Annotated in this window: 25 protein-coding genes; 14 read left to right on the forward strand and 11 right to left on the reverse strand. The window is 68.0% G+C overall.

What is annotated here, in order from left to right; all coding sequences use genetic code 11:
• Positions 1 to 38: 38 nt before the first annotated feature.
• From ACFPFG_RS04215 to fepB, 3 genes are read right to left on the reverse strand one after another with little or no spacing between them, the layout of a single operon-like run.
• Positions 39 to 1,079: a FecCD family ABC transporter permease gene (locus ACFPFG_RS04215; RefSeq protein ID WP_380105215.1), complete on the reverse strand. Its 1,041-nt coding sequence runs from the start codon at positions 1,077 to 1,079 to the stop codon at positions 39 to 41.
• Positions 1,076 to 2,146 (reverse strand): FecCD family ABC transporter permease, encoded by a 1,071-nt coding sequence (locus tag ACFPFG_RS04220; RefSeq protein WP_380105217.1) that lies wholly within the window; start codon positions 2,144 to 2,146, stop codon positions 1,076 to 1,078. The genes ACFPFG_RS04215 and ACFPFG_RS04220 overlap by 4 nt, the downstream gene beginning before the upstream one ends.
• A 3-nt stretch (positions 2,147 to 2,149) precedes the next feature.
• Positions 2,150 to 3,133: a Fe2+-enterobactin ABC transporter substrate-binding protein gene (gene fepB, locus ACFPFG_RS04225; protein WP_183019341.1), complete on the reverse strand. Its 984-nt coding sequence runs from the start codon at positions 3,131 to 3,133 to the stop codon at positions 2,150 to 2,152.
• Positions 3,134 to 3,252: 119 nt separating this feature from the next.
• Here fepB and ACFPFG_RS04230 point away from each other — a divergent pair, with 119 nt between their 5' ends.
• Positions 3,253 to 4,068 carry an ABC transporter ATP-binding protein gene (locus ACFPFG_RS04230; RefSeq protein WP_380105219.1) on the forward strand — a complete coding sequence of 272 codons (816 nt, stop codon included), beginning with the start codon at positions 3,253 to 3,255 and terminating at the stop codon, positions 4,066 to 4,068.
• Positions 4,069 to 4,098: 30 nt separating this feature from the next.
• Here ACFPFG_RS04230 and ACFPFG_RS04235 read toward each other — a convergent pair whose 3' ends face one another.
• Positions 4,099 to 4,890, reverse strand: a complete 792-nt coding sequence (locus ACFPFG_RS04235) for an IclR family transcriptional regulator (RefSeq protein WP_312378519.1) — start codon at positions 4,888 to 4,890, stop codon at positions 4,099 to 4,101.
• Positions 4,891 to 5,248: 358 nt separating this feature from the next.
• On the opposite strand from ACFPFG_RS04235, the gene ACFPFG_RS04240 reads away from it, so the two are divergent.
• Together ACFPFG_RS04240 and ACFPFG_RS04245 are read left to right on the forward strand one after the other, a co-directional pair.
• Positions 5,249 to 7,198 (forward strand): TonB-dependent receptor, encoded by a 1,950-nt coding sequence (locus ACFPFG_RS04240; protein WP_380105221.1) that lies wholly within the window; start codon positions 5,249 to 5,251, stop codon positions 7,196 to 7,198.
• 19 nt (positions 7,199 to 7,217) lie between these two features.
• The gene (locus ACFPFG_RS04245; protein WP_197956612.1) at positions 7,218 to 8,528 is read left to right on the forward strand and encodes an NtaA/DmoA family FMN-dependent monooxygenase; all 1,311 of its coding nucleotides are present in this window, start codon (positions 7,218 to 7,220) and stop codon (positions 8,526 to 8,528) included.
• 27 nt (positions 8,529 to 8,555) lie between these two features.
• Here ACFPFG_RS04245 and ACFPFG_RS04250 read toward each other — a convergent pair whose 3' ends face one another.
• The 3 genes from ACFPFG_RS04250 to ACFPFG_RS04260 form a co-directional block, all read right to left on the reverse strand.
• Positions 8,556 to 9,251, reverse strand: coding sequence for a response regulator (locus ACFPFG_RS04250; RefSeq protein WP_183019336.1), 696 nt, complete (start codon positions 9,249 to 9,251; stop codon positions 8,556 to 8,558).
• Positions 9,248 to 10,882 (reverse strand): ATP-binding protein, encoded by a 1,635-nt coding sequence (locus ACFPFG_RS04255; RefSeq protein ID WP_380105224.1) that lies wholly within the window; start codon positions 10,880 to 10,882, stop codon positions 9,248 to 9,250. The genes ACFPFG_RS04250 and ACFPFG_RS04255 overlap by 4 nt, the downstream gene beginning before the upstream one ends.
• A gap of 71 nt (positions 10,883 to 10,953) precedes the next feature.
• Positions 10,954 to 11,253: a hypothetical protein gene (locus tag ACFPFG_RS04260; protein WP_016448111.1), complete on the reverse strand. Its 300-nt coding sequence runs from the start codon at positions 11,251 to 11,253 to the stop codon at positions 10,954 to 10,956.
• On the opposite strand from ACFPFG_RS04260, the gene ACFPFG_RS04265 reads away from it, so the two are divergent.
• Positions 11,252 to 11,800: a hypothetical protein gene (locus tag ACFPFG_RS04265; RefSeq protein ID WP_380105226.1), complete on the forward strand. Its 549-nt coding sequence runs from the start codon at positions 11,252 to 11,254 to the stop codon at positions 11,798 to 11,800. The genes ACFPFG_RS04260 and ACFPFG_RS04265 overlap by 2 nt on opposite strands.
• On the opposite strand, the gene ACFPFG_RS04270 is transcribed toward ACFPFG_RS04265, so the two are convergent.
• Complete coding sequence (locus ACFPFG_RS04270) at positions 11,775 to 11,987, reverse strand: hypothetical protein (protein ID WP_374618332.1); 213 nt, start codon at positions 11,985 to 11,987, stop codon at positions 11,775 to 11,777. The genes ACFPFG_RS04265 and ACFPFG_RS04270 overlap by 26 nt on opposite strands.
• Positions 11,988 to 12,187: 200 nt before the next feature.
• Here ACFPFG_RS04270 and ACFPFG_RS04275 point away from each other — a divergent pair, with 200 nt between their 5' ends.
• From ACFPFG_RS04275 to ACFPFG_RS04285, 3 genes are all read left to right on the forward strand, one after another.
• Positions 12,188 to 12,841, forward strand: coding sequence for a cytochrome b/b6 domain-containing protein (locus ACFPFG_RS04275; RefSeq protein WP_380105228.1), 654 nt, complete (start codon positions 12,188 to 12,190; stop codon positions 12,839 to 12,841).
• Positions 12,838 to 13,629, forward strand: coding sequence for a molybdopterin-dependent oxidoreductase (locus ACFPFG_RS04280; RefSeq protein ID WP_183019331.1), 792 nt, complete (start codon positions 12,838 to 12,840; stop codon positions 13,627 to 13,629). The genes ACFPFG_RS04275 and ACFPFG_RS04280 overlap by 4 nt, the downstream gene beginning before the upstream one ends.
• Before the next feature lie 105 nt (positions 13,630 to 13,734).
• On the forward strand, positions 13,735 to 14,019 hold the full coding sequence (locus ACFPFG_RS04285) for a pentapeptide MXKDX repeat protein (RefSeq protein WP_380105230.1): 285 nt from the start codon (positions 13,735 to 13,737) through the stop codon (positions 14,017 to 14,019).
• A 161-nt stretch (positions 14,020 to 14,180) separates the two neighbouring features.
• Here ACFPFG_RS04285 and infA read toward each other — a convergent pair whose 3' ends face one another.
• Complete coding sequence (infA, locus tag ACFPFG_RS04290; RefSeq protein WP_012204971.1) at positions 14,181 to 14,444, reverse strand: translation initiation factor IF-1; 264 nt, start codon at positions 14,442 to 14,444, stop codon at positions 14,181 to 14,183.
• A gap of 500 nt (positions 14,445 to 14,944) precedes the next feature.
• Positions 14,945 to 16,333, reverse strand: coding sequence for a GntP family permease (locus ACFPFG_RS04295; protein WP_197956616.1), 1,389 nt, complete (start codon positions 16,331 to 16,333; stop codon positions 14,945 to 14,947).
• Positions 16,334 to 16,652: 319 nt separating this feature from the next.
• Here ACFPFG_RS04295 and ACFPFG_RS04300 point away from each other — a divergent pair, with 319 nt between their 5' ends.
• The 7 genes from ACFPFG_RS04300 to ACFPFG_RS04330 all read left to right on the forward strand — a co-directional run bounded on the left by ACFPFG_RS04300 (position 16,653) and on the right by ACFPFG_RS04330 (position 23,058).
• On the forward strand, positions 16,653 to 17,642 hold the full coding sequence (locus tag ACFPFG_RS04300; protein WP_183019328.1) for a LacI family DNA-binding transcriptional regulator: 990 nt from the start codon (positions 16,653 to 16,655) through the stop codon (positions 17,640 to 17,642).
• A 79-nt stretch (positions 17,643 to 17,721) separates the two neighbouring features.
• Positions 17,722 to 18,771 carry an ABC transporter substrate-binding protein gene (locus ACFPFG_RS04305; protein WP_197956617.1) on the forward strand — a complete coding sequence of 350 codons (1,050 nt, stop codon included), beginning with the start codon at positions 17,722 to 17,724 and terminating at the stop codon, positions 18,769 to 18,771.
• Positions 18,768 to 19,625, forward strand: coding sequence for an ABC transporter permease (locus ACFPFG_RS04310; RefSeq protein WP_197956618.1), 858 nt, complete (start codon positions 18,768 to 18,770; stop codon positions 19,623 to 19,625). Before ACFPFG_RS04305 ends, ACFPFG_RS04310 begins: the two co-directional genes overlap by 4 nt.
• A 119-nt stretch (positions 19,626 to 19,744) precedes the next feature.
• On the forward strand, positions 19,745 to 20,512 hold the full coding sequence (locus ACFPFG_RS04315) for an ABC transporter permease (protein WP_183019367.1): 768 nt from the start codon (positions 19,745 to 19,747) through the stop codon (positions 20,510 to 20,512).
• Positions 20,502 to 21,563 carry an ABC transporter ATP-binding protein gene (locus ACFPFG_RS04320; RefSeq protein ID WP_197956619.1) on the forward strand — a complete coding sequence of 354 codons (1,062 nt, stop codon included), beginning with the start codon at positions 20,502 to 20,504 and terminating at the stop codon, positions 21,561 to 21,563. Before ACFPFG_RS04315 ends, ACFPFG_RS04320 begins: the two co-directional genes overlap by 11 nt.
• The gene (locus ACFPFG_RS04325) at positions 21,550 to 22,419 is read left to right on the forward strand and encodes a phosphodiesterase (protein ID WP_380105234.1); all 870 of its coding nucleotides are present in this window, start codon (positions 21,550 to 21,552) and stop codon (positions 22,417 to 22,419) included. The genes ACFPFG_RS04320 and ACFPFG_RS04325 overlap by 14 nt, the downstream gene beginning before the upstream one ends.
• Positions 22,420 to 22,467: 48 nt before the next feature.
• Complete coding sequence (locus ACFPFG_RS04330; protein ID WP_380105236.1) at positions 22,468 to 23,058, forward strand: HD domain-containing protein; 591 nt, start codon at positions 22,468 to 22,470, stop codon at positions 23,056 to 23,058.
• A gap of 25 nt (positions 23,059 to 23,083) precedes the next feature.
• On the opposite strand, the gene ACFPFG_RS04335 is transcribed toward ACFPFG_RS04330, so the two are convergent.
• Entirely contained in the window at positions 23,084 to 24,097 is a 1,014-nt protein-coding gene (locus ACFPFG_RS04335) for a DUF11 domain-containing protein (protein WP_380105238.1), read from the reverse strand.
• Positions 24,098 to 24,197: the final 100 nt, after the last annotated feature.

Genomic DNA, 24,197 nt, shown 5'->3' on the forward strand with positions numbered 1-24,197 from the left:
GCACTGGGTCTGCGCCCCGTTGCACCCTGCACGGCCGTCTATCCCTTGCGTGTGCGAAACAGCAGCCACAGCAGATACACCCCGCCCAGCAGCCCCGTCACCAATCCGATGGGCAGATGCAGGCGCACGGGTGCCCACTGGCTGAGCATGTCGGCCGCCAGCAGCAGAACGGCGCCCATGGCTGCCGCCGTGAACAGGGGCACGTCGGGCGACAGGCCCAGGCGCCTGGCCACCTGGGGCGCGGCCAGCGCGATGAAGGCGATGGGCCCCGCCGCTGCCGTGGCGATGGCGGTCAGGGCCACGGCAGCCATAACCATGGTGAGCCGCGTGCGCGGCACGTTGACGCCGAGCTGGGTGGCGGCATCGTCGCCCAGCTCCAGCAGGTTGATGCGCCGGGCGCACCACAGCACGACGGGCACGATGGCGATGAAGCCCAGCGCGGCGGGCACGACATGGGCCCAGGTCCGTGCGCTGAGCGAGCCGGCCAGCCAGCGCTGCGCGGCGACGGCCCGGTCCAGGTCCCCCATGACCAGCAAGATGGTGTTCAGGCCCGAGAGCGTGGCCCCCATGCCTATGCCCACCAGCACCAGCCGGTAGCCGCCGCCAGCACGCCGCCCCCCGGACAGCGCAAGCACGACCGCCGCCGTGGCCATGCCCGACAGCACGGCGGCCAGCGATGTCCACAGCGGCCCGGCGTCACCCAGCACGATGAGCGCAATCGCCCCGCTGGCCGCGCCGGTGGTGAAGCCGATCACGTCCGGCGAGCCCAGCGCGTTGCGGGAGATGGACTGGAAGATGGCGCCCGCCATGCCGAGCGACGCGCCCACGAAGACGGCCGTGAGGACACGCGGCAGCCGCACCCGCTGCACGATGCGCTCTGCTGCGGGGTTGGAGCCCGTGCCCAGCAGGCTGTCGAGCACTTCGGCGGGGCTGAGGGACAGGGTTCCCGTGCCCAGCAGCAGCACACCCAGCACCAGGGCCAGCACGACCAGCGCCATGCCCACGGCCAGCGGCCTGGGCCGCCAGAGAAACGAACAGGCTCCCCAGCGCACAACCGATGTGTTCACGGAGGTCTTCATAGCCTGCTCAACCGGTATCTGCACGCCACCCAGACAAAGAACGGCCCGCCGATCAGGCAGGCGACGATGCCCGCAGCCACTTCGGCAGGCGCCGCGACGACGCGGCCCAGCACATCGGCCCCCAGCAGCAGCACCGCCGCGTAGAGCGCGGACAGCGGCAATATCCAGCGATAGTCCGGCCCGGACGAGAGACGCGCAAGATGCGGCGCCACCAGGCCGACGAAGGCGATGGGGCCCACGGCCGCCGTGGCCGCCCCGGCCAGCAGCATGACCGCCAGGCAGGCCAGTTGCGCGGTGGCGCGCACATTGACGCCCAGCGCCAGGCCCACGTCATGCCCCAGCGCCATGGCGTTGAGCTGGCCGACGATGGCCCAGGCCGCCGCCAGCCCCGCCGCCACGGCGGCCGCCAGCACGGCAGCGCTGGCATAGCCGCTGCCCTCCAGGGAGCCGGCCGCCCAGTGCCGGAAGCCGTCGAAGACTTCCGGGGGCGCGTTGAGCAAAATGATGCCGGCGCTGGAGGTGAGCATGACCGACAGGCCGGCCCCGGCCAGGACCAGGCGCACCGGGTGCGCACCCGCCGCACCCGCGCCCCGGGACTGGCCGAACGCGAAGACGGCGGCGCCCGCCAGCCCCGCGCCCGCAAAGGCGCACCAGACGTACTGGAGCACGGACGTCAGGCCGAAGGCCGTCATGCCGATGAGCACGGCCAGCGCCGCGCCCGCGTTGACGCCCAGCAGGCCCGGCTCCGCCAGGGGATTGCGGGTGACGGCCTGCATGAGCGCGCCCGCCACGCCCAGCGCCATGCCGGCGAGGATGGCCACCACGGTGCGGGGCATGCGCAGCAGGCTGACGATCAGGTGCTGGTCATCACGCAGGTCCGGAGCCCGCAGCGCGCCGAGGATGTCGGCCAGCGCAATGTCGCGCGAGCCGACGGTGATGCCGAGCACGGCGATGATGGCCAGCGCAAGCAGCCCGCCTGCAAGGCCCAGCCAACGCCTGCGGCGCAGGGGAGCGCGCGGAGCACGCGAGGCAGGCCGCGCCACCGCGCCTTGGAGCCGTGCATGCATGGCTCAGCGGAAATGGCTTGCCACGGCGTCGACCATCTGCTGCCCCGAGTAGTAGTCGATGCGAAACGAGGTCGGGCCCAGCGGATAGACGCGCCGGCCGGCAACGGCGGGCAGGTTGGCCAGCAGCGGATCGTCCAGGAAGGCCTGCACATCGCCCTGCGAGGCGCCGAGCAGGAAGACGGAGTCGCCGGTGATGGCGGCCGATAGATTCTCGCGGGAGATGAATTCGAAGTCCGAGGCGCGTGTGACCTGGGCGGCCAGCGCGGGCGGCAAGCCCTCCACCTTGAAGCCCAGTGCGGCCAGCAGCCGCGCATGGGGGCTGGCAGCGCGGCCTATGGAGTAGCTGCCGGCCAGGTTGTAGGCGACGATGCTGACGGGCTGGGCCGGTGGCGTGATGGAGGCGGCGGTCTGCGCCACATGGGCATCGAAGCGGGCAATGGCTGCGGCGGCCTGCTTCGCATGGCCGGTGATGCGGCCCAGCTCGGTGGCGATGTCCTGCCAGGACTGGCTGGAGTAGTCGACCACGACCATGGGCACGCCCTGCGCCTGCAGTTCGGTGCGGTGCTGGGCCACGCTGTCGGCCCCGGTGGCGGAGGCCACCAGCAGGTCGGGGCTGGCGCCGATGGCGGCCTCGATGTCGAATTGCAGGTTGCGGTAGAGCACCTGCACGCCGCGCTTGTCGGCAACCGCGGCCCATTGCGAGAAAAAGCCCTTGTCGTCGGTCATGCGACTGGGCGTGGTCGCGGCGGTCGCGACGACCGGCGCATCGATGGCCAGCAGGATGCCGGTCACGCTGGGCGAGGTGGAGACGATGCGCCGGGGCAGCGGTGCATGGTCTGCGTGTGCTGCAGCCGGCGTATCCGATGTATCCGACGTATGCGGTGCGGCGCCCGCCACGGGAACGGCGGCGCGTGGAAACCATGCGAAACAGGCCAGCACGGCCAGTGCGGCGGCCGCGCCCAGGGCGGCAAGTTGGAGTCTGTTCATCTCGATCCGAAGCGACGGGGCCGGGCGCCAGGGCGGCGTCTTCAGCGTATTCCGTATTGTAGAATTCATTCCACATTGCAAACACCGAAGGACCTATCGATTGTGGGAAATGACCGGCCATGACGCAGCGCCTGAGTGCTGATGCGGTGACGCTGCGCTACGGCGAGCGCACGATTTCGCAGGGCCTGTCCCTTGCCATTCCCGATGGCTCCTTCACCGTCATCGTGGGGCCGAACGCCTGCGGCAAGTCCACCCTGCTGCGCGCGCTGTCGCGGCTGCTGGTGCCAGCTGCCGGGCAGGTCATCCTGGATGGCCGGCACATTTCGCAATTTCCCGCCAAGGAGGTGGCGCGGCGCCTGGGCCTGCTGCCGCAAAGCGCGATGGCGCCCGATGGCATCACGGTGGCGGACCTGGTGGCGCGGGGGCGCTACCCCCACCAATCCTTCCTGAGGCAGTGGACGGACGCGGATGAGCAGGCCGTGGCCGAGGCCATGCAGGCCACCGATGTGGCAGCGCTGTCCGACCGCCTGCTGGACGAGCTGTCAGGCGGCCAGCGCCAGCGGGTGTGGATTGCGATGGTGCTGGCGCAGCAGACGCCGATCCTGCTGCTGGACGAGCCCACGACGTTCCTGGACATCGCCCACCAGATCGAGCTGATGGAGCTGCTGGCGGATCTCAACGACGCCGGCCGCACGGTGGTTGCGGTGCTGCACGATCTCAACCAGGCCTGCCGCTATGCCTCGCACCTGATCGCCATGCGCGACGGGCGCATTGCCGCGCAGGGCGCGCCCGGGGCGATCTTCACGGAGCAGTTGGTGCAGGAGGTGTTCGGCCTGCCGGCCGTGATCATTGCAGACCCCGTGTCGGGGACACCCCTGGTGGTGCCCAGGGGGCGCAGGGCCGTGAATGCCAGGGAGCGTGCCGCAGGGAACTGAGGCGCCCGGCCATTCTTCCCGGCGCGGCTTTCAAGGCGAATCTGCGCTGAAGGCCCGCCCGCCCGTGGACTGGTTGATCAGGCTGGCCTCGCGGAACAGCGCGACCCGGTCTTGCGGCGACTTGAGCTGGCCCAGGTCCGAGACGGTGGTGACCGCGCAGGCGATTTCATGCTGCGCATCGAACACCGGGGCGGCCTGGCCCGTGACGTTGGACAGCAGGTGGCTGGTCATCTCGGACCAGCAGCGCTCGCGCACGTCGTCGAGCACGGCCTTGGCCGGCGGCTTGCCACGGAAATGGGCGGGCTGCTGGCGGCGCGCGGCGTCGATGGTGGCCTTGGGCAGGAAGGCCTGGAACACCAGGCCGCAGGCGGTGTTGTCTATGGGCAGGATGTCGCCCAGCGCCAACGGGTTGATCGAGAAGTAGGCGCTGCGGTACCAGCGCACCAGGGTGGGCCCGCGGTCGGTCCAGATGGCCACGCCGCCGCTGAGCGCATGGCTGTGCGTCAGCGCCTTCATGCGCTGCGCCGCAATCTCCACCGCATCCACACGCTTGAGCGCGCCAATGCCGATGCTCAGCGCCGCGCTGCCCAGGTCATACAGGCCGCTGGCCGGGTCCTGCTTGGCCAGGCCTTCCTTGACGAGGCTTTGCAGGTAGCGGTGGGCCGTGGAGCCCCCCGTTCCCGTTCGCCGGGCCACCTCGCCCAGCGCCAGCTCGCTTTCGGCATTGGCCAGGACCATGAGAAACCGGGTGGCGATGGAGACGGACTGGATGGTGCCGGAGCGCTTCTCGCCGGCTGTCGTCTGAGGTGTTGTTGTTTTCAAGGGCTGGGCTTTCTTGCCTGTACCAGGCGCATCGCAGGTGGGGGCGCGGGCGCCGCCGGTGTCGATGATACCGGCTCTGCCGAAGGCTCTGCACGGGTGCGTTCGCACCATTTCTCCGTTGTTTCTTCCTTCCGCATGTGGGAATGCATTCCCTACTGTGGAATTTCCATGCATGATGGCGACCTTTGAAAAATACGAATCATTCTCATCAAAGGAAGATGCTGTGAAGCTGTGTTTCCATCGCAGGCTACCGTCCCGGGCGGGCGCCATCGCACTCTCTACCCTGATGGCGCCGGCCGGCGCCTTCGCACAGGGCGCGTCGGGTTCCGGGGGGGAGTCCAACGCGCTTGAAGCGGTCGTGGTCAGCGGAGAAAAGGTCAGGCGCGAACTCAAGGACACGGCGTCCTCCGTGTCGGTCAAGGCCGGCAAGGACCTGGCCCGGCAGGAGTCCGGCAACGCCTCGGTCCACGAGGTGCTGCACGACGTGCCCAACGTGGTCTACACCGACACGGTGGGCGCGCCCATCATCCGCGGGCAGGACACGCAGGGCCCCAACAACGGCCAGAACGTCTTCTGGGGCGGCACGGTGCCGCGCGCCACCATCAACCTGGATGGGCACTACCTCAACTACAACGAGATGTTCTTCGGCGCGACCTCGGTCTGGGATGTGGAGAGCATCGAGGTGTTCCGCGGCCCGCAGACCACCTCGCAGGGCGCCAATGCCATTGCGGGCGCCATCGTCGTGAACACCAAGGACCCCAGCTTCAAGCGCGAAGGGGCCTACCAGCTGGAGGCGGGCGACTACCAATCGCGGCGTGCGTCCATCGCCGTCTCCGGCCCCGTGGGCGAGGAGCTGGCCGCGCGGCTGGCCGTGGACTACTCGGGGCGCGATACCTTCATCGACTACACCAATCCGCAGTTCCAGCGGGGCCAGGCCGATCAGGATTTCCGCGCGCTGAACGCACGCCTGAAGTTCCTGTGGCTGCCCAGCCGCATTCCCGGCCTGGAGGCCAAGTTCACCTATTCCCACAACGACAGCAACCGCCCCAGCCAGGAGGCGGCCTCCGCTCCGTTCAGCGCGCTGGAGCACTGGACGACGACCATGCCCAGCTGGAAGCAGAAGACCGACACCGGCATCCTCGACCTCAGCTACGAGCTGGGCAACGGCGTGCGGCTGGTCAACCAGTCCCAGTATTCGCGCTCGTCCGTGCAGCGCTATACCGGCATTCCCGGCGAGGGCGATGCCGATATCCGCCAGAACAATGTCTCCAATGAGTTCCGCGCCCTGGTGGGCAGCGACAAGGACCGCCTGAGCGGCTTCGGCGGCGTCTACTACGCGCGCACCGGCACGGACGAAAGCCTGCTGCTGCGCGGCCTGTCCGCCTTCGACGACACCAAGAAGAACCTGGGCGTCTTCGGCGAGCTGAACTGGCGCCTGGCCGACCGCTGGACCCTGACCAGCGGCCTGCGCTACCAGCACGACGAGGTGGTGCGCACCGGCACCTCCGTGCTGGCACCCACCGCCCTCGACTACACGAAAACCTTCTCGGCACTGCTGCCCAAGCTGTCCCTGGCCTATGCCGCCACACCGCGCTGGACCGTGGGCGCGCTGGTCAGCCGGGGCTACAACCCGGGCGGTGTGTCGCTGAACCTCACCAGCCGGCAGTGGGCGTATTTCAAGAAGGAGTCGATCTGGAACTACGAGCTGTTCAGCCGCGCCAGCCTGCTCGATGACCGGCTGATGCTCAACACCAACCTGTTCTACATGGACATGCGGGACGCGCAGTACAACATCCCCGTGGTCATCTCCCCGGGCGTGGCCCAGTCCTACACCATCAACGCGGAGAAGGCCCATGCCTACGGCTTCGAGCTGGGTGCCGACTACCGCGCGCTGGACAACCTGCGGATCAAGGCCGGCGTGGGCGTGCTGCGCACCCGCATCGAGGAGATGGGCAGCAACCCCGGCTACGAGCACAACCGCTTCGCCCGCTCGCCCGGCTACAACCTGAGCCTGGGCGTGAGCTGGGACGCCAGCCCCCGGTTCAATGTCTCCGGCCAGGTGCGCCACCTGGACGGCTACTACTCCGATACCGCCAACACCCGCGCCTATGCGGTCGGCTCCAACACCATCGCCGACCTGCGCATGACCTATGCCTACAGCGCGCGCGTGCAGCTGTACGGCTATATCAAGAACCTGTTCGACAGGCGCGCACCGACGTACCTGCAGCAAAACCGCGGCATCGGCGGCATCGAGGCCAGCATGACCGCGCCGCGCATGATAGGCGTGGGCGTGCGCGGAACGTTCTGAGATGGGAATGACAGCAGACATGACAACCCGCAAACCCCTGCACATCGGCCTTTCGCTGGCCCCCACCTGGCTGAGCGGCGACGCCTGGCGGCGGCCCGGCAGCAATATCGAAGGGCTGTACTCCAGCGACTTCGCCCTGGACCTGGCCCGGCGCGCCGAGGCCGCGCACCTGGACTTCGTCTTCCGCCCGGACGTGAGCTTTCTGCCCATGGAGGCGCTGGAGACGGGCGCGGGCTTCGCCAGCCTGGACCCCACGGTGCTGATGGCCGCGCTGGCGCGCGAGACCTCGCGCATCGGCCTGGTGTCCACGGTATCGACCACGTTTTTCCCGCCCTATGCGGTGGCGCGCCAGCTGCAGTCGCTGCACTGGATCAGCAACGGCCGCGCCGGGTGGAACATCGTCACGGCCCTGCAGGGCCACGAGAACTTCGGGCTGCAGGCCATGCCCGATGCCGATGAACGCTATGCGCGGGCCGCAGAGTTCACCGACGTGGTGCGCCGGCTGTGGGCCAGCTTCCCCAACGAGGCCCTGAAGATCGACCGGGACAGCGGCCGCTACGCCGATGCCTCGCTGGTGCGCCCCATAGACCATGAGGGACCGCACCTGAAGGTACGTGGCCCGCTGAACCTGCCGGAGTTCGGCGGTCCGCGCATTCCGCTGGTGCAGGCGGGCGCGTCCAGCACCGGGCGCGACTTTGCCGCATCGGTGGCAGACATCGTCTTCGCGCCCACGCCGGACCTGGACGCGGCGCTGGAGCTGCGCCGGGACCTGTCTCGGCGCGCCCAGCGCCATGGCCGCCAGGCGCAGGATGTGCGCCTGCTGCCCGGCCTGAGCCTGTACCTGGCCGACACCCGCGAGCAGGCCCGGGAGATGTTCCAGCAGACGCACGGCCGGGTGGACAGGGGCCGCAAGCTGGCATCGATCCAGGCCATGGTCGGCCTGGACCTGACGGACTGGCCCGCAGACCGGCCGATCACCGCGGCCGACCTTCCGCCGCCCGTGGCGACCCCGTCCAGCCGCACGCATGCGGGCCTGCTCAGGCGCCTGATGGAGCGCGAATCACTGCGCATCGACGAGCTGCTGCTGCGACCGGAAATCCTGTCCGCCGCGCACTGGCAGGTGGTGGGCACGGTGGACGATGCCGTGGCGCAGATCACCGAGTGGAGCGCCGCCGGCGCCATCGACGGCTTTCTGGCCGCGCCCGGCGGCTCCGTCGAGTCCCTGCATTGCGTGCTGGAGCAGCTGGTGCCGCGCCTGGTGGAGGCCGGCCTGTTCCGCTCCCGCTACACGGGCACCACGTTCATGGAGCACCTCGACGAGTCGAGGTAGGGGCTGCGCCCTGCCCTCGCCTGGCCTTCACTGCGCCCGCGTGTCGGACCCGCCATCGGGCTCGAACGCAAAGCCCACGCCATAGACGGAGCGAATCCACTCATGGCGGTCGTCCGCCGCCTTGAGTTTCTTGCGCAGGTTCTTGATGTGGCTGTCGATGGCGCGCTCGTTCACGTCCAGCGTGTCGGCGCAGGCCAGCTCCAGCAGCTGCGCGCGGGAGTACAGGCGGCCGGGCTGGCGCATCAGGGCCTGCAGCAAGGCCAGCTCGCGCTTGGTCAGCGGCAGGGCGCTGCCGTTGAGCATGGCGCGGCCCTGATCGGGCAGCAGCGTCAGGCGCTGCTGGGCCGGGCCGGGGCCGGCACTGCGGCGCAGCACGGCCTTGACGCGGGCCACGACTTCGCGCGGGGCGAAGGGCTTGCAGATGTAGTCGTCCGCGCCCAGCTCCAGGCCCAGCAGGCGGTCCATTTCCTCGACGCGCGCGGTGAGCACGATGACGGGGCTGGCGCTGTGGGGGCGGAACTGGCGCAGGATGTCCAGGCCGTCCAGCCCCGGCAGCATGATGTCCAGCACGGTGAGGTCGGGCGGGGAGCGCAGCATGCGGTCCAGCGCCTCGCGCCCGTGGCGGATGTGCTCGACTTCGTAGCCTGCATGGCGCAAGTAGTCGATGACGATGGCGGCCATGTCGGTCTCGTCTTCGACCAGGAGGATGCGGGCAGGCTTCATGGCGCGGGATTTTCCAGCAAGGGCAGCCACAGCGTGATGCGCAGGCCGCCCAGCGGCGAGGCGGCCGCCTCGATGCTGCCGCCATGGGCCTGGACGATGGTGCGGCAGATGGCCAGCCCCAGGCCGGAGCCGCCCAGGCCGTCGCCATCGCGCACGCGGGAGGCGTCCACGCGATAGAGGCGGTCGAACAGGCGCGGCAGGTGCGGGCTGGCCACGCCGGGAGCCGTGTCGTCCCAGCGCAGTTGCAGCATGCTGCGGTCCTGCATCTGGACGATTTCGGCAGACACCTGCAGCCGCCCGCCCGCAGCCGTGTAGCGCAGGCTGTTTTCCAGCAGGTTGGCAAACACCTGGTGCAGCCGGTGCGGATCGCCCTGCACCAGCGGCGGCGGAATGCGCGCAGCCAGCTGGTCCACGGTGGAGCGGTCCAGGCCGATGCCCACCTGCTCGAAGCCGGGCCGCGCGCCGTCCAGCGCCTCGCCCAGCAGGGTCAGCACATGCACGGGCACATGGCCCGAGCCGTGCAGGGCCTGCGGGTCGTCCAGGCTCACGCGCAGGTCGCTGACCAGCCGTATCAGCCGCATGATCTGCCGGTGCAGGCGCAGCGCCATGCGGTCGTCCAGCGGCAGCACGCCGTCCTGCACGGCCTCGACCTCGGCGCGCATGGTGGACAGGGGCGTGCGCAGCTCATGCGCCACGTCGGCCAGCCAGCGCTGGCGCGAGGCCTCCATGGTGGCCAGCTGCACGGCCATGTCGTTGAAGGTTTCCGCAAGGCGGGCCAACTCCGCATCGCCCTTGATGGCCACGCGCGTATCCAGCCGCCCGGCCGCAATGCCGCGCAGGCCGTCGACAAAGGCGGTCAGCGGCTCCAGCCAGCGCCGCGTGAGCCAGGCCGACAGCAGCAGCGCCAGCAGCAGGCCGGCCAGCCCGGTCCAGGCCACGAAGTCCATCTGCTGCGCGAGGAAGGCGCGGTCCAGGTCGCGCTGCATGCCCTGCCCGGTCTGCACGGGGGACAGCACGATCTCGCCAATGGCCTGCCCGTTGGCGGCGCGCAGAACGCGGTGCGCCGCACCGGGCTGCGGCGCCATGCCGGAGATGAGCTGGCCCTGGGCATCCAGCAGGCCCACGCGCGCCCACGGGCCGCCGAAGGGGCGATCCGGCGGCGGGCCTGGGCGGTCTGTACGGTCTGTAAGGTCGGAGCGCTCTGAGCGATCGGCAGGCTCTCCGCCTTCCGGCCCAGGTGGCGGCGGAAACTCCGGGCCCGGCCCCGGACCGTGGCTTCCCTCAAAACCAGGCCTCGGCTCCGGCATGGGCATGGGCATGGGGGGCCGTGGCCCGGGCTCGCCCGCAGGAAAGCCCCGGCCCATGCCTGCGCCCGGGCGCACCATGTCGCGCCAGAAACCGGGGTTGGCGCGAGCCGCATCCCAGCCGCCGTTTTGCTCGTGTTGCTGGACCAGCCGCTCGGCCAGCCCGTCCATGCCGGTCAGCTCCACCTCGGCCATGTACGGGCCCAGGCCCCGCTGCAGCCCCAGGCGCGAGAACCCGAGAAACACCAGCAGCAGGGCCACCAGCAGCACGGCCAGGGCGAAGAAGGCCTTGTGCTGCAGCTTCAGGCGTGGGAGGCGGAGGCTCATTCAGTTGCTGCGTCAGACGGCAATGCCGATGGAAATCGTGGCGGTGTGGCCATTGGTGGTGTCTCCGGTGATCACTGCTGCGGATGGGGCGGCGGCCCGCCTGCGCCGGGCCCGCCGGCCGGCATGGCCACCAGTTGCCCGTTCAGGCTGCGGCAGGTGCCGGCCAGCGTCTTCCCGTCGGGCATTGTCAGGGTCACGCTGTCACCCTCGGCCTTGCCCTGGCAGGCCGTATAGGCCTCGGGCGGCGGCGACGGCGGATTGCCGTGTCCCCCGTGGCCCTGGGCATGGCTGCAGGCCGCCGCGAAGGCCGCCACAGCCAGCACCAGGGCCGGGCGAATGCGTGAAGCGTTGGTTTGCGAGAAATCAATCATGGTCTTTTCCTGGAGTTGCCAAGGAATTCTTGCGACCAATATGGGGGGAAATTGGGAGAAGTGGGGACGAGCTGGTACAAGCTCTGCATCGCACAACAAAACCATGAAACCAACAAGATTCCTGCTGCTGGCCGCCCTGCTCGGCCCACCCGCTCTTGCTGCAGATCTGACCGTGATCGAAATGCATGCTGCAAGCGGCAATGATCGCCCGTACAGCCTGGATGGCCAGCAGCTCAGCCTGGTCCAGTTGAAAAACGCGCTTTCCAGAAAATTGACCGCAGCCCCCGACGCCAAAAGCACGGCACGCATTGCCGTGCTGGTAGATCCCGATGTGAAGGTCGGCGCCCTCTCCGAGCTTCGCGGCCTGGTGATGAAGGTGGGATTCGGCATGCCGCGCTATTTCATGACGACGCGGGTGAATGACAAGCTCTCCGAGATCCAGGTGAACTACAGCCCGGTCTTCCCGAGAAGCGGGCTGGAGGCGGTGATGTCGTCCGGCCAACCAGCTGCAGGCCCGTCGCTCACAACGCCAGCGCCACCCCGCTGAGCCACGCCAGCGCCTGCAACTCGCCGGCCGGCGCGGCCGGCAGGGGAGTGCCTTCGGCCTCCAGCTGCGCTGCAAGCCGGGCCGCACCCGGGTCGGCCAGGATCAGGCCGCAAGTGGGGTACATAACCATGTGGGTGAATTCGATGGCGCGGATGCCGGACAGCGGCAGCAGGGGTTCGGCGGCCATACAGGTGTGCTCGCGGGAAGGCAAGGGATTCATGCAGCTGCGGCGGTTGCCGCTGCGGCCTCGCTGCGCGGCAGGCCGGCACGCCATAGCGCGCCTGGCCGGGTGTGCCCAGGCGGGCTGAGCAGGCCTTGGGAGTTCTTGGGAGTTGTCACGATTAATTGAAGTTTGCGTGATACATCCGCTACAGGGTCCCTCCAACAATGGGATCCATGAACACCGCCCTCATCACCCCCCAACCGGCACAGCCCAAGGATGGCCAGCGCATCCACCCGCTGTGGCTGCGCCTGACGCATTGGCTCAATGCGCTCGCCGTGGTCATCCTGGTGACCAGCGGCTGGCGCATCTACAACGCGGCGCCGTTCTTTGATTTCAGCTTTCCGGGCTCGATCACGCTGGGCGGCTGGCTGGGCGGGGCGCTGCAATGGCATTTCGCGGCCATGTGGCTGCTGGTGTTCAACGGATTGCTGTACCTGCTGCTCAACATCGCCAGCGGCCGGTGGCTGCGCAAGTTCTTTCCCGTCAGCATGCAGGGCGTGCGCCAGGACCTGGTGGCCGCCCTCAAGGGCCGGCTGTCGCACGCCGACCCGGCCCGCTACAACCATGTGCAAAAGCTGGCCTACCTGTTCGTGGTGCTGGACCTGGTGGTGATCGTGCTGTCGGGCCTGGTGCTGTGGAAGTCGGTGCAGTTCCCGCTGCTGCGCGAGTTGCTGGGCGGCTATGAATCCGCACGGCGCGTGCACTTCTTCGGCATGTCCGCGCTGGTGGCCTTCGTGATGGTGCACCTGGCGATGGTCGCCCTGGTGCCCCGGACCTTCCTGACCATGATCCACGGCCGTGCGCCCAAGTCCCCATGAAAATCTTCAAAGCCCCTTCCCTGCCCGGCGTCGATGGCGCGGCCGTGGTGCACGAGGCACGCTCGCTGATCGCCCGCAAGCTCGACCAGCCCGCACGCCGCGCCTTTTTGCAGCGCTCGCTGACGCTGGGCGGCCTGTCCCTGCTCACGGGCTGCAGCATCAGCGATGACAGCCACGTCGAGGCCGCGCTCAGCCAGGTATCGCGCTTCAACGACCGCATGCAGGGCCTGCTCTTCAGTCCCACGCGGCTGGCGCCCACCTATACCGCAGCCGAGATCACGCGCCCCTTCCCCTTCAATGCCTACTACGGCGAGGACGAGGTGCGCGAGGTGGACGGGGCCAGCTGGCGCCTGGAAGTGACCGGCATGGTCGCCGACCGCCATGCATGGACCCTGGCCGAGCTGCGCGCCATGCCGCAGGACGAACAGATCACGCGCCACATCTGCGTGGAAGGCTGGAGCGCCATAGGCCGCTGGGGCGGCGTGCGCTTTGCCGATTTCCTGCGCCACATAGGCGCCGACACCAGTGCCAAGTACGTCGGCTTCAAGTGCGTGGACGACTACTTCACCAGCATCGACATGGCCACGGCCCTGCATCCGCAGACGCTGATGGCATTGACTTACGACGGGCAGCCCCTGCCGCCCAAATATGGCTTTCCGATGAAGCTGCGCATGCCCACCAAGCTGGGCTACAAGAACCCGAAGCACATCCAGGCCATGTTCGTCACCAACACCTACTCCGGCGGCTACTGGGAAGACCAGGGCTACAACTGGTTCGGAGGCAGCTGAGCGGCCTTCCAAGCCGCTGGGCCGCCAACGAAGGTGCGAGGCCGGGCCCATCCAAAGCCGGCCGATTTGCAATCCCGCAAACCGCTAATCCAAAGGAAGACTCAAATGACCAAGCTCACCACCACCCTGCTCGCCACCTGCCTCGCCCTGGCCGGTGCCACCACGGCATTCGCTGCGGATGAGATGGCGAAGGACGGCATGTCCAAAGGAGCCATGTCCAAGGATTCGATGTCCAAGGATGGAATGAAGAAGGACTCCATGTCCAAGGACGGGATGAAGAAGGACTCGATGTCCAAGGACGGCATGCACAAAGATGGCATGCACAAGGACGGCATGTCCAAGGATGGAATGAAGAAGGATTCCATGGGCAAGGACGCCATGTCCAAATAAGCAGACGGACTCGCCTGATCCGTCTGGTGCCCTCCAGGCGGTCGGGCCGTCGGGGCTGCTTGGAAAGCTGACTGGGGCTGCCGATCAGGCAACCAGGCACGGAGCCCGGTCCTGCCTGCGCCCCGAATGCCCGCTCTGCAACAGAAGCGGGCCGGCGGGCTTCAGCGGCGCTGCGGAGGACGCGGGCCCGGTGCGCCGGAGCGTTGCTCGATGTGGCGGAACGTGAGGCGACCCTTGTTCAGGTCATAGGGCGACATTTCAAGCGTCACCTTGTCGCCGGCCAGCACGCGGATGCGGTGCTTGCGCATTTTTCCGCCGGTATAGGCGATGAGCTGGTGGCCGTTTTCCAGCGTTACGCGGAAGCGGGAATCAGGCAGCACTTCGTCTACCCGGCCTTGCATTTCGATCAGTTCTTCTTTAGCCAATGGGACTCCTGTGAGTACATGTTGAAAGGGTTGCGTCGCCGCAAGTTGCTGGTGCAGCACCATGCTGCGGCCTTGGGCCAGCGCAGGATGACCGCTGCACGCAGGCAGCGGAGCATCGAAAAAGGGAAAAAGAGGACCCTGCAGGTGGCAGGGAGAGTGCGGACCCGGGAAGTGGGTTGGATTCGCGTGGTGCTCGCCGTTGAGGGTGACAGTTGCGGACCTCGTCACAGACTTCGTGACAGTGGGCGGCCAACGGCAGCCCGGAGACCGAGAAGGTGTCAGACGGGCACTGAGGAGGCGAACAACAAGGACAGCACCTCCATCAGTATAGGTGAATTGCCGGCCGTGCGTTGAAGCGGCGCCGGGTACCGCACCTGTACGGGGCGGCATTTTCCCTGTCGCGACTGGGGCAATTCGCAGTCGAACCGGAAGTAGTGCCCTCTCTTGGTGGTTGCCGCGGCATCGAAGCGGCCGCCGGCAGCCCGCCTCATGCCTTTCACCTATCCCAGCTTGGGCAGCAGATTGAACAGCAGCACCATCAGCAGGCCCACAAAGGACACGATGGACTGGACCACGGTAATCGTCTTGGTGGCCTCGCCCATGCTCATGCCGAAGGACTCCTTCACCATCCAGAAGCCCGCGTGGTTGGCATAGTTGAAGAACAGCGAGCCGCAGCCGATGGCCAACGCCAGCAGCGGCACGTTCAGCGAAGGATCGGAGGCCGCCAGCGGCGCCAGCAGGCCCGCCGCGCCGACGATGCCCACGGTAGCCGAGCCGGTGGACACCGACAGCAGCATGGCGATCATCCAGCCCAGCACCAGCGGAGGCATGGCGAACTGCTGGGTCATGTGGACGATGGCATCGCCCACCTTGGCGCTGGTCAGGATCTGCTGGAAGGCACCGCCGCCCGCAATGATGAGCATGATGCCGGCGATGGGCTTGAGGCTCTGGCCCAGCGCGTCGCGCAGCTTCTCTGCATCGGCGCCGCGCAGATAGCCCAGGGTGATGGAGGCAAACACCACGCCCAGCAGCATGGCCACCAGCGGATTGCCCAGGAAGGCCGCCGCATGCAGCAGGCCCGAATCCTTGGGCAGCAGCACCTCGGCCAGCGCATGCACCAGCATCAACAGCGCGGGCAGCAAGGCGCACAGCACGCCCATGCCGATGCTGGGCGCACTGCCCTCCCCGCCTTCCTTCTTGCCTGATGTGAACTGCTCCAGCAGGGCTGCATCGGGGCGCGTGCCCATGCGCGGCGTGATGAAGGCGCCGTACAGCGGGCCACCCAGCACCATGGCGGGAACCACAGCCAGAAAGCCGTACAGCATGGTCGGGCCGACTGTGGTGTGCAGCGTGGCAATGGCGGTGAGCGGGCCGGGGTGCGGCGGCACCATGCCGTGCATGGCGGCCAGCGCGGCGATCACGGGCACGCCCACATAGACATAGGCCGATCCCTTGAAGCGCTCATTGCTTTCCAGCTTGCGCGCCACGCTGAAGATCAGCGGCAGCATGACCACCAGCCCCACCTCGAAGAACATGGGGATGCCGATCACGAAGGCCACCAGGGTCATGGCCCAGGGAATCATGCGCTCGGAGGTGCGCTGCAGGATGGCACTGGCCAGCCGCTCGGTGGTGCCGGAGTCCGCCAGGATCTTGCCCAGCATGGCGCCCAGGGCAATCACCACGCCCACCGCGCCCAGCGTCTTGCCGGCCCCATTGGTGAGGTTCTTGACGATCTCGCCCGGCGCCATGCCCGTGGCAAATCCCACGCCGATGGAAACCACCAGCAGGGCCAGCAAGGGATGAAGACGGATGCGCGAGACGATCAGCGCGACGAGGACCAGCACGCTGGCCAGCGCGATGAGCAGCAGTTGGGTATCGAATGAAGACATGGGAGGCTTGGAGTTGTGATTCTTGCGACGGACGCCCGCACGCTGGCGGCATGCGGTTTCCGATCGCTGCAAATCGTATGCCTGGCCCTGAGGGGGGAGCTGTAGGCTCCGGGCTTGTTCGCACGGGCAGCCGCTATGCGCAGCGGGGCAACTCAACTGCCAAGACAAAGCCCACAGACCGGCAAAGCATCGGCGCCTTGCAAAGGCCAGGGCCTCAGCCGCCAAACGCCTGGCTGCCACAAAAGCTTCAAACCTTCGTCACCTCCCTGTCACGCGCGGCGGGTGCAATGTAAACGTTTTCAGGAAATCGTTTACATCCATGAGCATCACCGAGGTTGCACGCCGCGCGGGACTGTCCGTCGCCACTGTTTCGCGGGTTTTCAATTCGCCGGAGGTGGTCAATGCGCAAACGCGCAGCACGGTGCTGCGCGTGGCGCAGGAAGTGGGCTATGTGGCCAATGCCAGCGCACGCACGCTGCGCACGCGCAGCAGCAAGGTGCTGGGCGTGGTGCTGCCCACGCTCACCAATCCGGTGTTTGCCGAGTGCCTGCAGGGCATTGCCTCGCAGGCGGCGCTGCGCGGCTATGCGATTTCGCCCTGCACCACCGAATACGACCACGCCGGTGAAGACGCGGCCACCACGCGGCTACTGGCCAGCGGGGTGGATGCGCTGGTGCTGGTGGTCTCCAACCCTGGCGATTCGGCAGCGCTGGCGCGTGTGCGCCAGGCCGGCAAGCCCTATGTGCTGGCCTATCACCACACCCATGAGCATGCCTGCGTGGGCGTGGACAACACGGGCGCCGTCAGAGAGCTGGTGCTGCGCCTGGCTGCGGCAGGCCACAGCCGCATCGGCATGGTCACGGGCCAGTTGCGCGCGTCCGACCGCGCCCAGCAGCGCTGCCGCGGCTATGCGCTGGGCATGCAGGCCGCAGGCCTGGCGCCGCTGCCGGTCTGGGAGGTGCCCTTTGCCGCCACCGCCGTGCAGATGCTGCAGCAGCACCTGAGCGAGCAGGCCCCGCCCACGGCCATTGTCTGCAGCAACGATCTGCTGGCGATACGCACCATCCGCGCGGCATCGCTGGCCGGGTTCCGCGTGCCTGCGGACCTGAGCGTGGTCGGCTTTGACGGGATTGCCATGGCGGGCGATCTCACGCCTTCGCTGGCCTCGATTTCCCAACCCAACCACGACATCGGCTCGGCCTGCGTGCGCCTGCTGTGCGATGCACTGGCGAACAAGAAAACCCTGGCCCCGCAGGACAGCCTGTGCCTGCCGCATGGCTGGCGCAGCGGCGAGTCCTGCCGGCTCTGAAACCAACAGCAGCGGCCCGCGCAAGCCAAGGCCGCGCCCTTCCCTTCCCCACGCTCCCCAACCTCTTCGAGTACGCACCATGAAACTGACTGCCCTCCCCTTCAAGCTCTCCTTCAAGCTCTCCTTCAAGCCCTCCTTCAAGCGCCTTGCCCTGCTGGCCGCCACCACCGCCGTCTGCGGCACGGCGCTGGCCCAGAGCGCCATCTGCTACAACTGCCCGCCCGAATGGGCCGACTGGGGCACGCAGATCAAGGCCATCAAGGCCGATACCGGCATCACCGTGCCGCCCGACAACAAGAACTCCGGCCAGTCGCTGGCCCAGCTGGTGGCCGAGAAGGCCAGCCCCGTGGCCGATGTGACCTACCTGGGCGTGACCTTCGCCATCCAGGCGCAGAAAGACGGCGTGGTCGCCGCCTACAAGCCCGCCAACTGGGACCAGATTCCCGCCGGCCTCAAGGACCCCAAGGGCGAGTGGGTGACCATCCACTCGGGCACGCTGGGCTTCATGGTCAACAAGGCGGCACTGGGCGGCAAGCCCGTGCCGCAATCCTGGGCAGACCTGCTCAAGCCCGAATACAAGGGTCTGGTCGGCTACCTGGACCCGGCCTCGGCCTTCGTGGGCTATGTGGGCGCCGTGGCCGTGAACCAGGCCATGGGCGGCACGCTGGACAACTTCCAGCCGGCCATCGACTACTTCAAGAAGCTGCAGAAGAACGAGCCCATCGTGCCCAAGCAGACCTCGTATGCGCGCCTGCTGTCGGGCGAGATCGGCATCCTGCTGGACTATGACTTCAACGCCTACCGCGCCCGCTACAAGGACAAGGCCGACGTGGACTTCGTGATCCCCAAGGAAGGCACCGTGGTCATGCCCTATGTGATGAGCCTGGTGAACAAGGCGCCGCACATGGACAACGGCAAGAAGGTGCTGGACTATGTGCTGTCCGACAAGGGCCAGTCCATCTGGGCCAACGCCTACCTGCGCCCCGTGCGCGACGTGGCCCTGCCCAAGGAGGTGGCCGGCCATTTCCTGCCCGCCAGCGAGTACGCACGCGCCACCTCGGTGGACTACCAGAAGATGGCCGATGTGCAAAAGGGCTTCTCCACGCGCTACCTGCGTGAAGTGCGTTGAGCCAGGCGGACTGCATCGTGGGCATTACCTCCCAAGCGCCAGGCGACTGGCGCGCCCGCGCGCTGCTGCTGGCCTGCAGCGCGCCAGCCGTGGCCTTCTTCGCCGCGTTCTGGCTGCTGCCGGCCGGCCTGCTGCTGGCGCTGCCGGCGCGTGAAGGCTGGCGCACCTACTTCGCCACGCTGACCGACGCGCTCTACCTGCAAAGCCTGCTGCAGACACTGGCCCTGTCGCTGGCCGTGACCCTGGCCACGCTGCTGATCGGCGCGGTGATGGGCATTGCGCTGGCGCGCCACCGTTTCACGGGGCGCGGCCTGCTGTTGTCGCTGCTGACGCTGCCGCTGTCGTTTCCGGGCGTGATCATCGGCTTTTTCATCATCCTGCTGGGCGGGCGCCAGGGCGCGCTGGCCGACCTGTCGGTGGCCCTGGGCGGCGAGCGGATCACCTTCGCCTACGGGCTGCTGGGCCTGTTCCTGGGCTACCTGTATTTCTCGCTGCCGCGCGCCATTGCCTCCTACACGGCGGCGGCCGAGGCGCTGGACCCGCACCTGGAAGAGGCCGCGCGCTCGCTGGGCGGCAACGGCTGGAGCGTGGCGCGCGATGTGTGGTGGCCGCAGCTGCTGCCCACCACGCTGGCCTGCGGCGCCATCGTGTTCGCCACGTCGGTCGGCGCCTTCGGCACGGCCTTCACGCTGTCGAGCAAGTTCGAGGTGCTGCCCATCACCATCTACAACGAGTTCACCAACTACGCCAACTTCGCCCTGGCCGCCAGCCTGTCGATCAGCCTGGGGCTGATCACCTGGCTGGTGCTGTGGCTGTCGCGGCGCTGGGCGGGTCCGGCCGCCTCGGGAGTCTGAACATGCGGACCACACAAAAAAATAGCCCCCACGCTGCCCTTGCAGCGCAAGGTCCGCTGCCCCCCGAAGGGGCCGCTTTTTGCCTTGGAGCGGCCCGGCGGCCAAAAATGCCGCCGCTGATGTGGCTGGTGACGGCCACCGTCACCGTGTTCATGCTGGCGCCCATGCTGCTGTCGGTGCTGGCCGGGCTGGTGCAGAACTACGGCCAGGGCCTGTCCAGCGGATTGACCACGCGCTGGCTGGCCGAGGTCTGGGCCGGCTACGGCAATACCGTGCTGATGTCGCTGCTGCTGGCCTGCGCCTGCGTGGCCATGACCTTGGTGCTGGGCGTGCCCTGCGCCTATGCGCTGGCGCGCAGCCGCTCGCCCTGGGCCCGGCATTTCGAGGAGCTGCTGACGCTGCCCGTGGCCATTCCGGGCCTGGCCAGCGCCCTGGCCCTGCTGCTGGCCTATGGCAGCGTGGCCGCCTTCCGCCAGAGCTTTGCCTTCATCCTGGTGGGCCATGTGGTGTTCACCCTGCCCTTCATGGTGCGCATGGTGGGCTCGGCACTGCGCCGCCAGGAGCTGGTGGCGCTGGAGGAGGCTGCGCGCAGCCTGGGCGCCTCGTTCACGCAGCGCTTCCTGGGCGTGCTGGTGCCTGCCGTGCTGCCCGCCATCGTGGCCGCCTGCCTGATGGTGTTCACCCTGTCCATGGGCGAGTTCAACCTGACCTGGATGCTGCACACGCCGCTGACACGCACCCTGCCCGTGGGCCTGGCCGACAGCTATGCGTCCATGCGCATCGAGGTGGGCTCGGCCTACACCCTCATCTTCCTCATCGTCATCCTGCCCGTGATGTGGCTGCTGCAGGCGCTGGGGCATTTCATCGAGAAGCATTATGGAAAGTAACAGCGTCGCCATCGACATCCGGCAATGCGCCAAGACCTATGCCGACGGCACCCGCGGCCTGCAGGCCACCGACCTGCGCGTGGAGCCCGGCGAGGTGCTGGCCCTGCTCGGCCCCTCGGGCTGCGGCAAGACCACGCTGCTGCGCATCATTGCGGGGCTGGAGACGCCGGATGCGGGCAGCCGCATCGCCTTCGGCGACACCGACGTCACCCGCGTGCCCATAGAAAAGCGCCAGGTGGGCATGGTGTTCCAGCACTACGCGCTGTTCCCGCAGATGAGCGTGCAGGCCAACATAGCCTACGGCCTGCGCATACGCGGCGCGTCCGAGCAGGAGCAGCGCCGCGTGTTGGGTGAACTGGTGGACCTGGTGCGCCTGAACGGCCTGGAGCACAAGCGCCCGGCCGAACTGTCCGGCGGCCAGCGCCAGCGCGTGGCCCTGGCACGCGCCGTGGCATCGCGCCCGCGCGTGCTGCTGCTGGACGAGCCGCTGACCGCGCTGGACGCCAAGCTCAAGGAAACCCTGCGCGACGAGCTGGCACAGCTGCTGCGCCAGCTGCGCATCACCGCCGTCCATGTCACGCACGACCAGCAGGAGGCCATGGCCATTGCCGACCGCATGGCCGTGATGCAGGCAGGCCGCATCCTGCAGGTGGGCGACGGTGAGAGCCTGTACCGCCGACCGGCCCATCCCTTTGTCGCCACCTTCCTGGGGCGCGTGAACCAGGTCGAACGCAGCGAAGACGATGCGCGCAGCAACCGGCTGGCGCTGGCCGGCATGGAGCTGGCCTGCCCGGCCGAATGCACGGGCGCGGCCCGGCTGCTGCTGCGCCCTGAAGACATCGAGGTCTGCGCCGCCGGCACGCCGGGCGGCGTGCCGGCATCGGTGGCGCGCCGCGTCTTCCTGGGCGACCGCCTGCAGCTCACGCTGGAACTGGCGGGCCACACGCCGCTGATGGCCGACGTGGCCCGCGACCACGCCGCGCAATCGGGCGACCGCGTGGCCTTGCGCATCGCCCCCCACCAATGGATGCCCAACCATGCCCACGCCTGAAAGCCATCGCACTTCCCGCACTTCCATGACCACCTTCCTGGCCCAGCTCACCGACCTGCATATCCGCGAACCCGGTCGCCTGACCTACCGCCGCATCGATACCGCCCAATACCTGGAGCGCACCGTGCAAAGCGTGCTGGCCCTGCCGCAGCGGCCGCACGCCGTCGTGATCACGGGCGACCTGACCGACTTCGGCCGGCCTGCGGAATACACCCACCTGCGCAGCCTGCTGGCGCCTCTGGGTACCCTGCCCGTCTACCTGCTGCCCGGCAACCACGATGACCGCGACGCGCTGCGCGCCGCCTTTCCCGAGCACGCCTGGCTGCGCAGCGAAGGCTTCATCCAGTATGCGGTGGACATTGGCGCGCTGCGGCTGATCGCGCTCGACACCGTGGTGCCCGGCCACAGCGAGGGCGCGCTGTGCGAGGAGCGCCTTCAGTGGCTGGAACTGCAGATGGCCGCCAGCGAAGGCCGCCCCGTGGTGATCGCCATGCACCACCCGCCCTTCGAGACCCTGATAGGCCATATGGACAAGATCGGCCTGCCGCAGGGCGCCCAGGCGCTGGAAGAGCTGGTGCGCCGCCACCCCAACGTGCAGCGCGTCATCTGCGGCCACCTGCACCGCAGCATCCAGGTCGCCTTCGGCGGCACGGTGGCCATGACCTCGCCCGCACCCGCCCACCAGGTCTGCCTGGACCTGGCGCCCGACGCCGCATCGGCCTGGACGCTGGAGCCGCCCGGCTTCATGCTGCATGCACTGCCGCCCCGCGGCCGGCTGGTCAGCCATGCCGTGGCCAGCGGCCGGTTTGACGGCCCGCACCCGTTCTGGGATGCACAGGGGCGGCTGATCGACTGAGCCCGGACGCGCGCGCGGCCCTGGTGAAAGCCGACGAGAATATCCGCCATGGATATCAACAACATCAAGGGCCGCCTGGACTTCCTGCGCGAGGCGGAAAAGCTCAAGAGCGTGCTGCGCAGCGCCCACACCTCCACCGGCCGCACCGAAAGCACGGCAGAGCACAGCTGGCGCCTGTGCCTGATGGCCATCGCCTTCGAGGACCAGCTGGCACAGCTGGACATGCTCAAGCTGCTCAAGCTGTGCGTGATCCACGACCTGGGCGAGGCCATCCACGGCGACATCCCCGCCGTGGAAAAGAACCAGCACCCCGACAAGAGCGCGCAGGAAAAGGCCGACCTGCTGCACCTGACCCGTTCGCTGCAGCCCGAGCACCGCGACGCCATCATGGCCCTGTGGCAGGAGTACGAAGACGCCGCCACCCCCGAGGCCCGCGCCGTCAAGGCCCTGGACAAGCTGGAGACCATCCTGCAGCACAATCAGGGGATCAATCCGCAGGATTTCGACTACGGGTTCAACCTGGGCTACGGCAGGAAGTACACGGGCGCCGATCCTCTGTTCGCCCAGGTGCGCAGCCTGCTCGACGAGGACACGCGCCAGAAAATGGGCGCCGCCGCGCAGGACGCCAGCGCGACCTAGCTGCGCCAGCGCCCCTGTGGCCGCGTCAGCGGCCCGCGCCGATCCGCTGGCGCCGCCCCAGCCCCATCCATCCGATGGCTGCAGCCAGCAGGCTCAGGACCGCAAGGGCTGTGTGCTGCAGCGTCGGCACGGGGGTCACCTGTCCACCGCCGGGGAAAGCCGCCACCGTATTGATGGACGCGGAAGCCATGCACGGCACCGTTCCCACGACCTGCCCTGCCTGCATGCACTGCACCGACGGGTCCCCGGCATCCACGGTGGCCACATTGGTAATGGTTGCGGGCGCCGGGTTGGCCACGCTGGCCATCACGGTGAAAACCAGCGAGTCTCCTGCCGCGAACACGGGCACCGTGACTGCCAGCGATCCGGAGCCTGACGCCACGGGACATGGCGTGCTGGCGCCGGGCGTACAGATCCAGGTGGCGCGCTCCAGTCCGGCAGGCAGGCTGTCGGCAATCTGCGCCTGGGTGGCGGCCACGGTCCCCGTATTCCTGACGGTGATGGTGTAGCGCACCTCCTGCCCCGCCTGCACCTGGCCTGCGGGCGAGATGCTGTGGGTCAACGACAGGGCAGGATGCACGGCCTCCCTGTGCCAGGACATGACGTTCTGGTTTTGCACGGGCGCCCCGGTCCACGCAACGGACACGCCGTTGTCTGGCACCTCATAGGTCCCCAGACAGGTGTCGCTCTCACCCGAATAACTGACCTGCAGGGATGTTTCCGAGAACAAGGAAGCGCACATCGCGTTGTTCATGGCACCCACCTGTTCTGTGGCCATTTCAAACCGGCTGAGCATATCCACATCATTGGGAGATCCACCCGGGCCCATTTCATTGATGGAGCGGTGCGGATTGTTTCCCGTCAGCCAGCGTTGAAGGTGGATTCTGTTTTTCACGATATTGGACCCACTGTCCGTGGAAACCCTGAATATGAATGCGCGCACATCCGGATCGGAACTGCTGTAGGTGTTCAATCCGTCCGAGAAACTATAGGAAGTGACCAGCGCCCTTATTTCGCTCTCGTCCAGGTCGGGCTGCAAGGGTGCGGCCGTTTCAAACCAGCCGGCCAGGCGGGCGGTCCTCGGAAAATCCTGGCATGAGCCGTGAGACCCCAGGGGACACGCCGTGCGATCCTGGAAA

Origin of the sequence: Delftia deserti, from assembly GCF_042653485.1 — a bacterium.
Taxonomy (GTDB): Bacteria; Pseudomonadota; Gammaproteobacteria; order Burkholderiales; family Burkholderiaceae_C; genus Comamonas; species Comamonas acidovorans.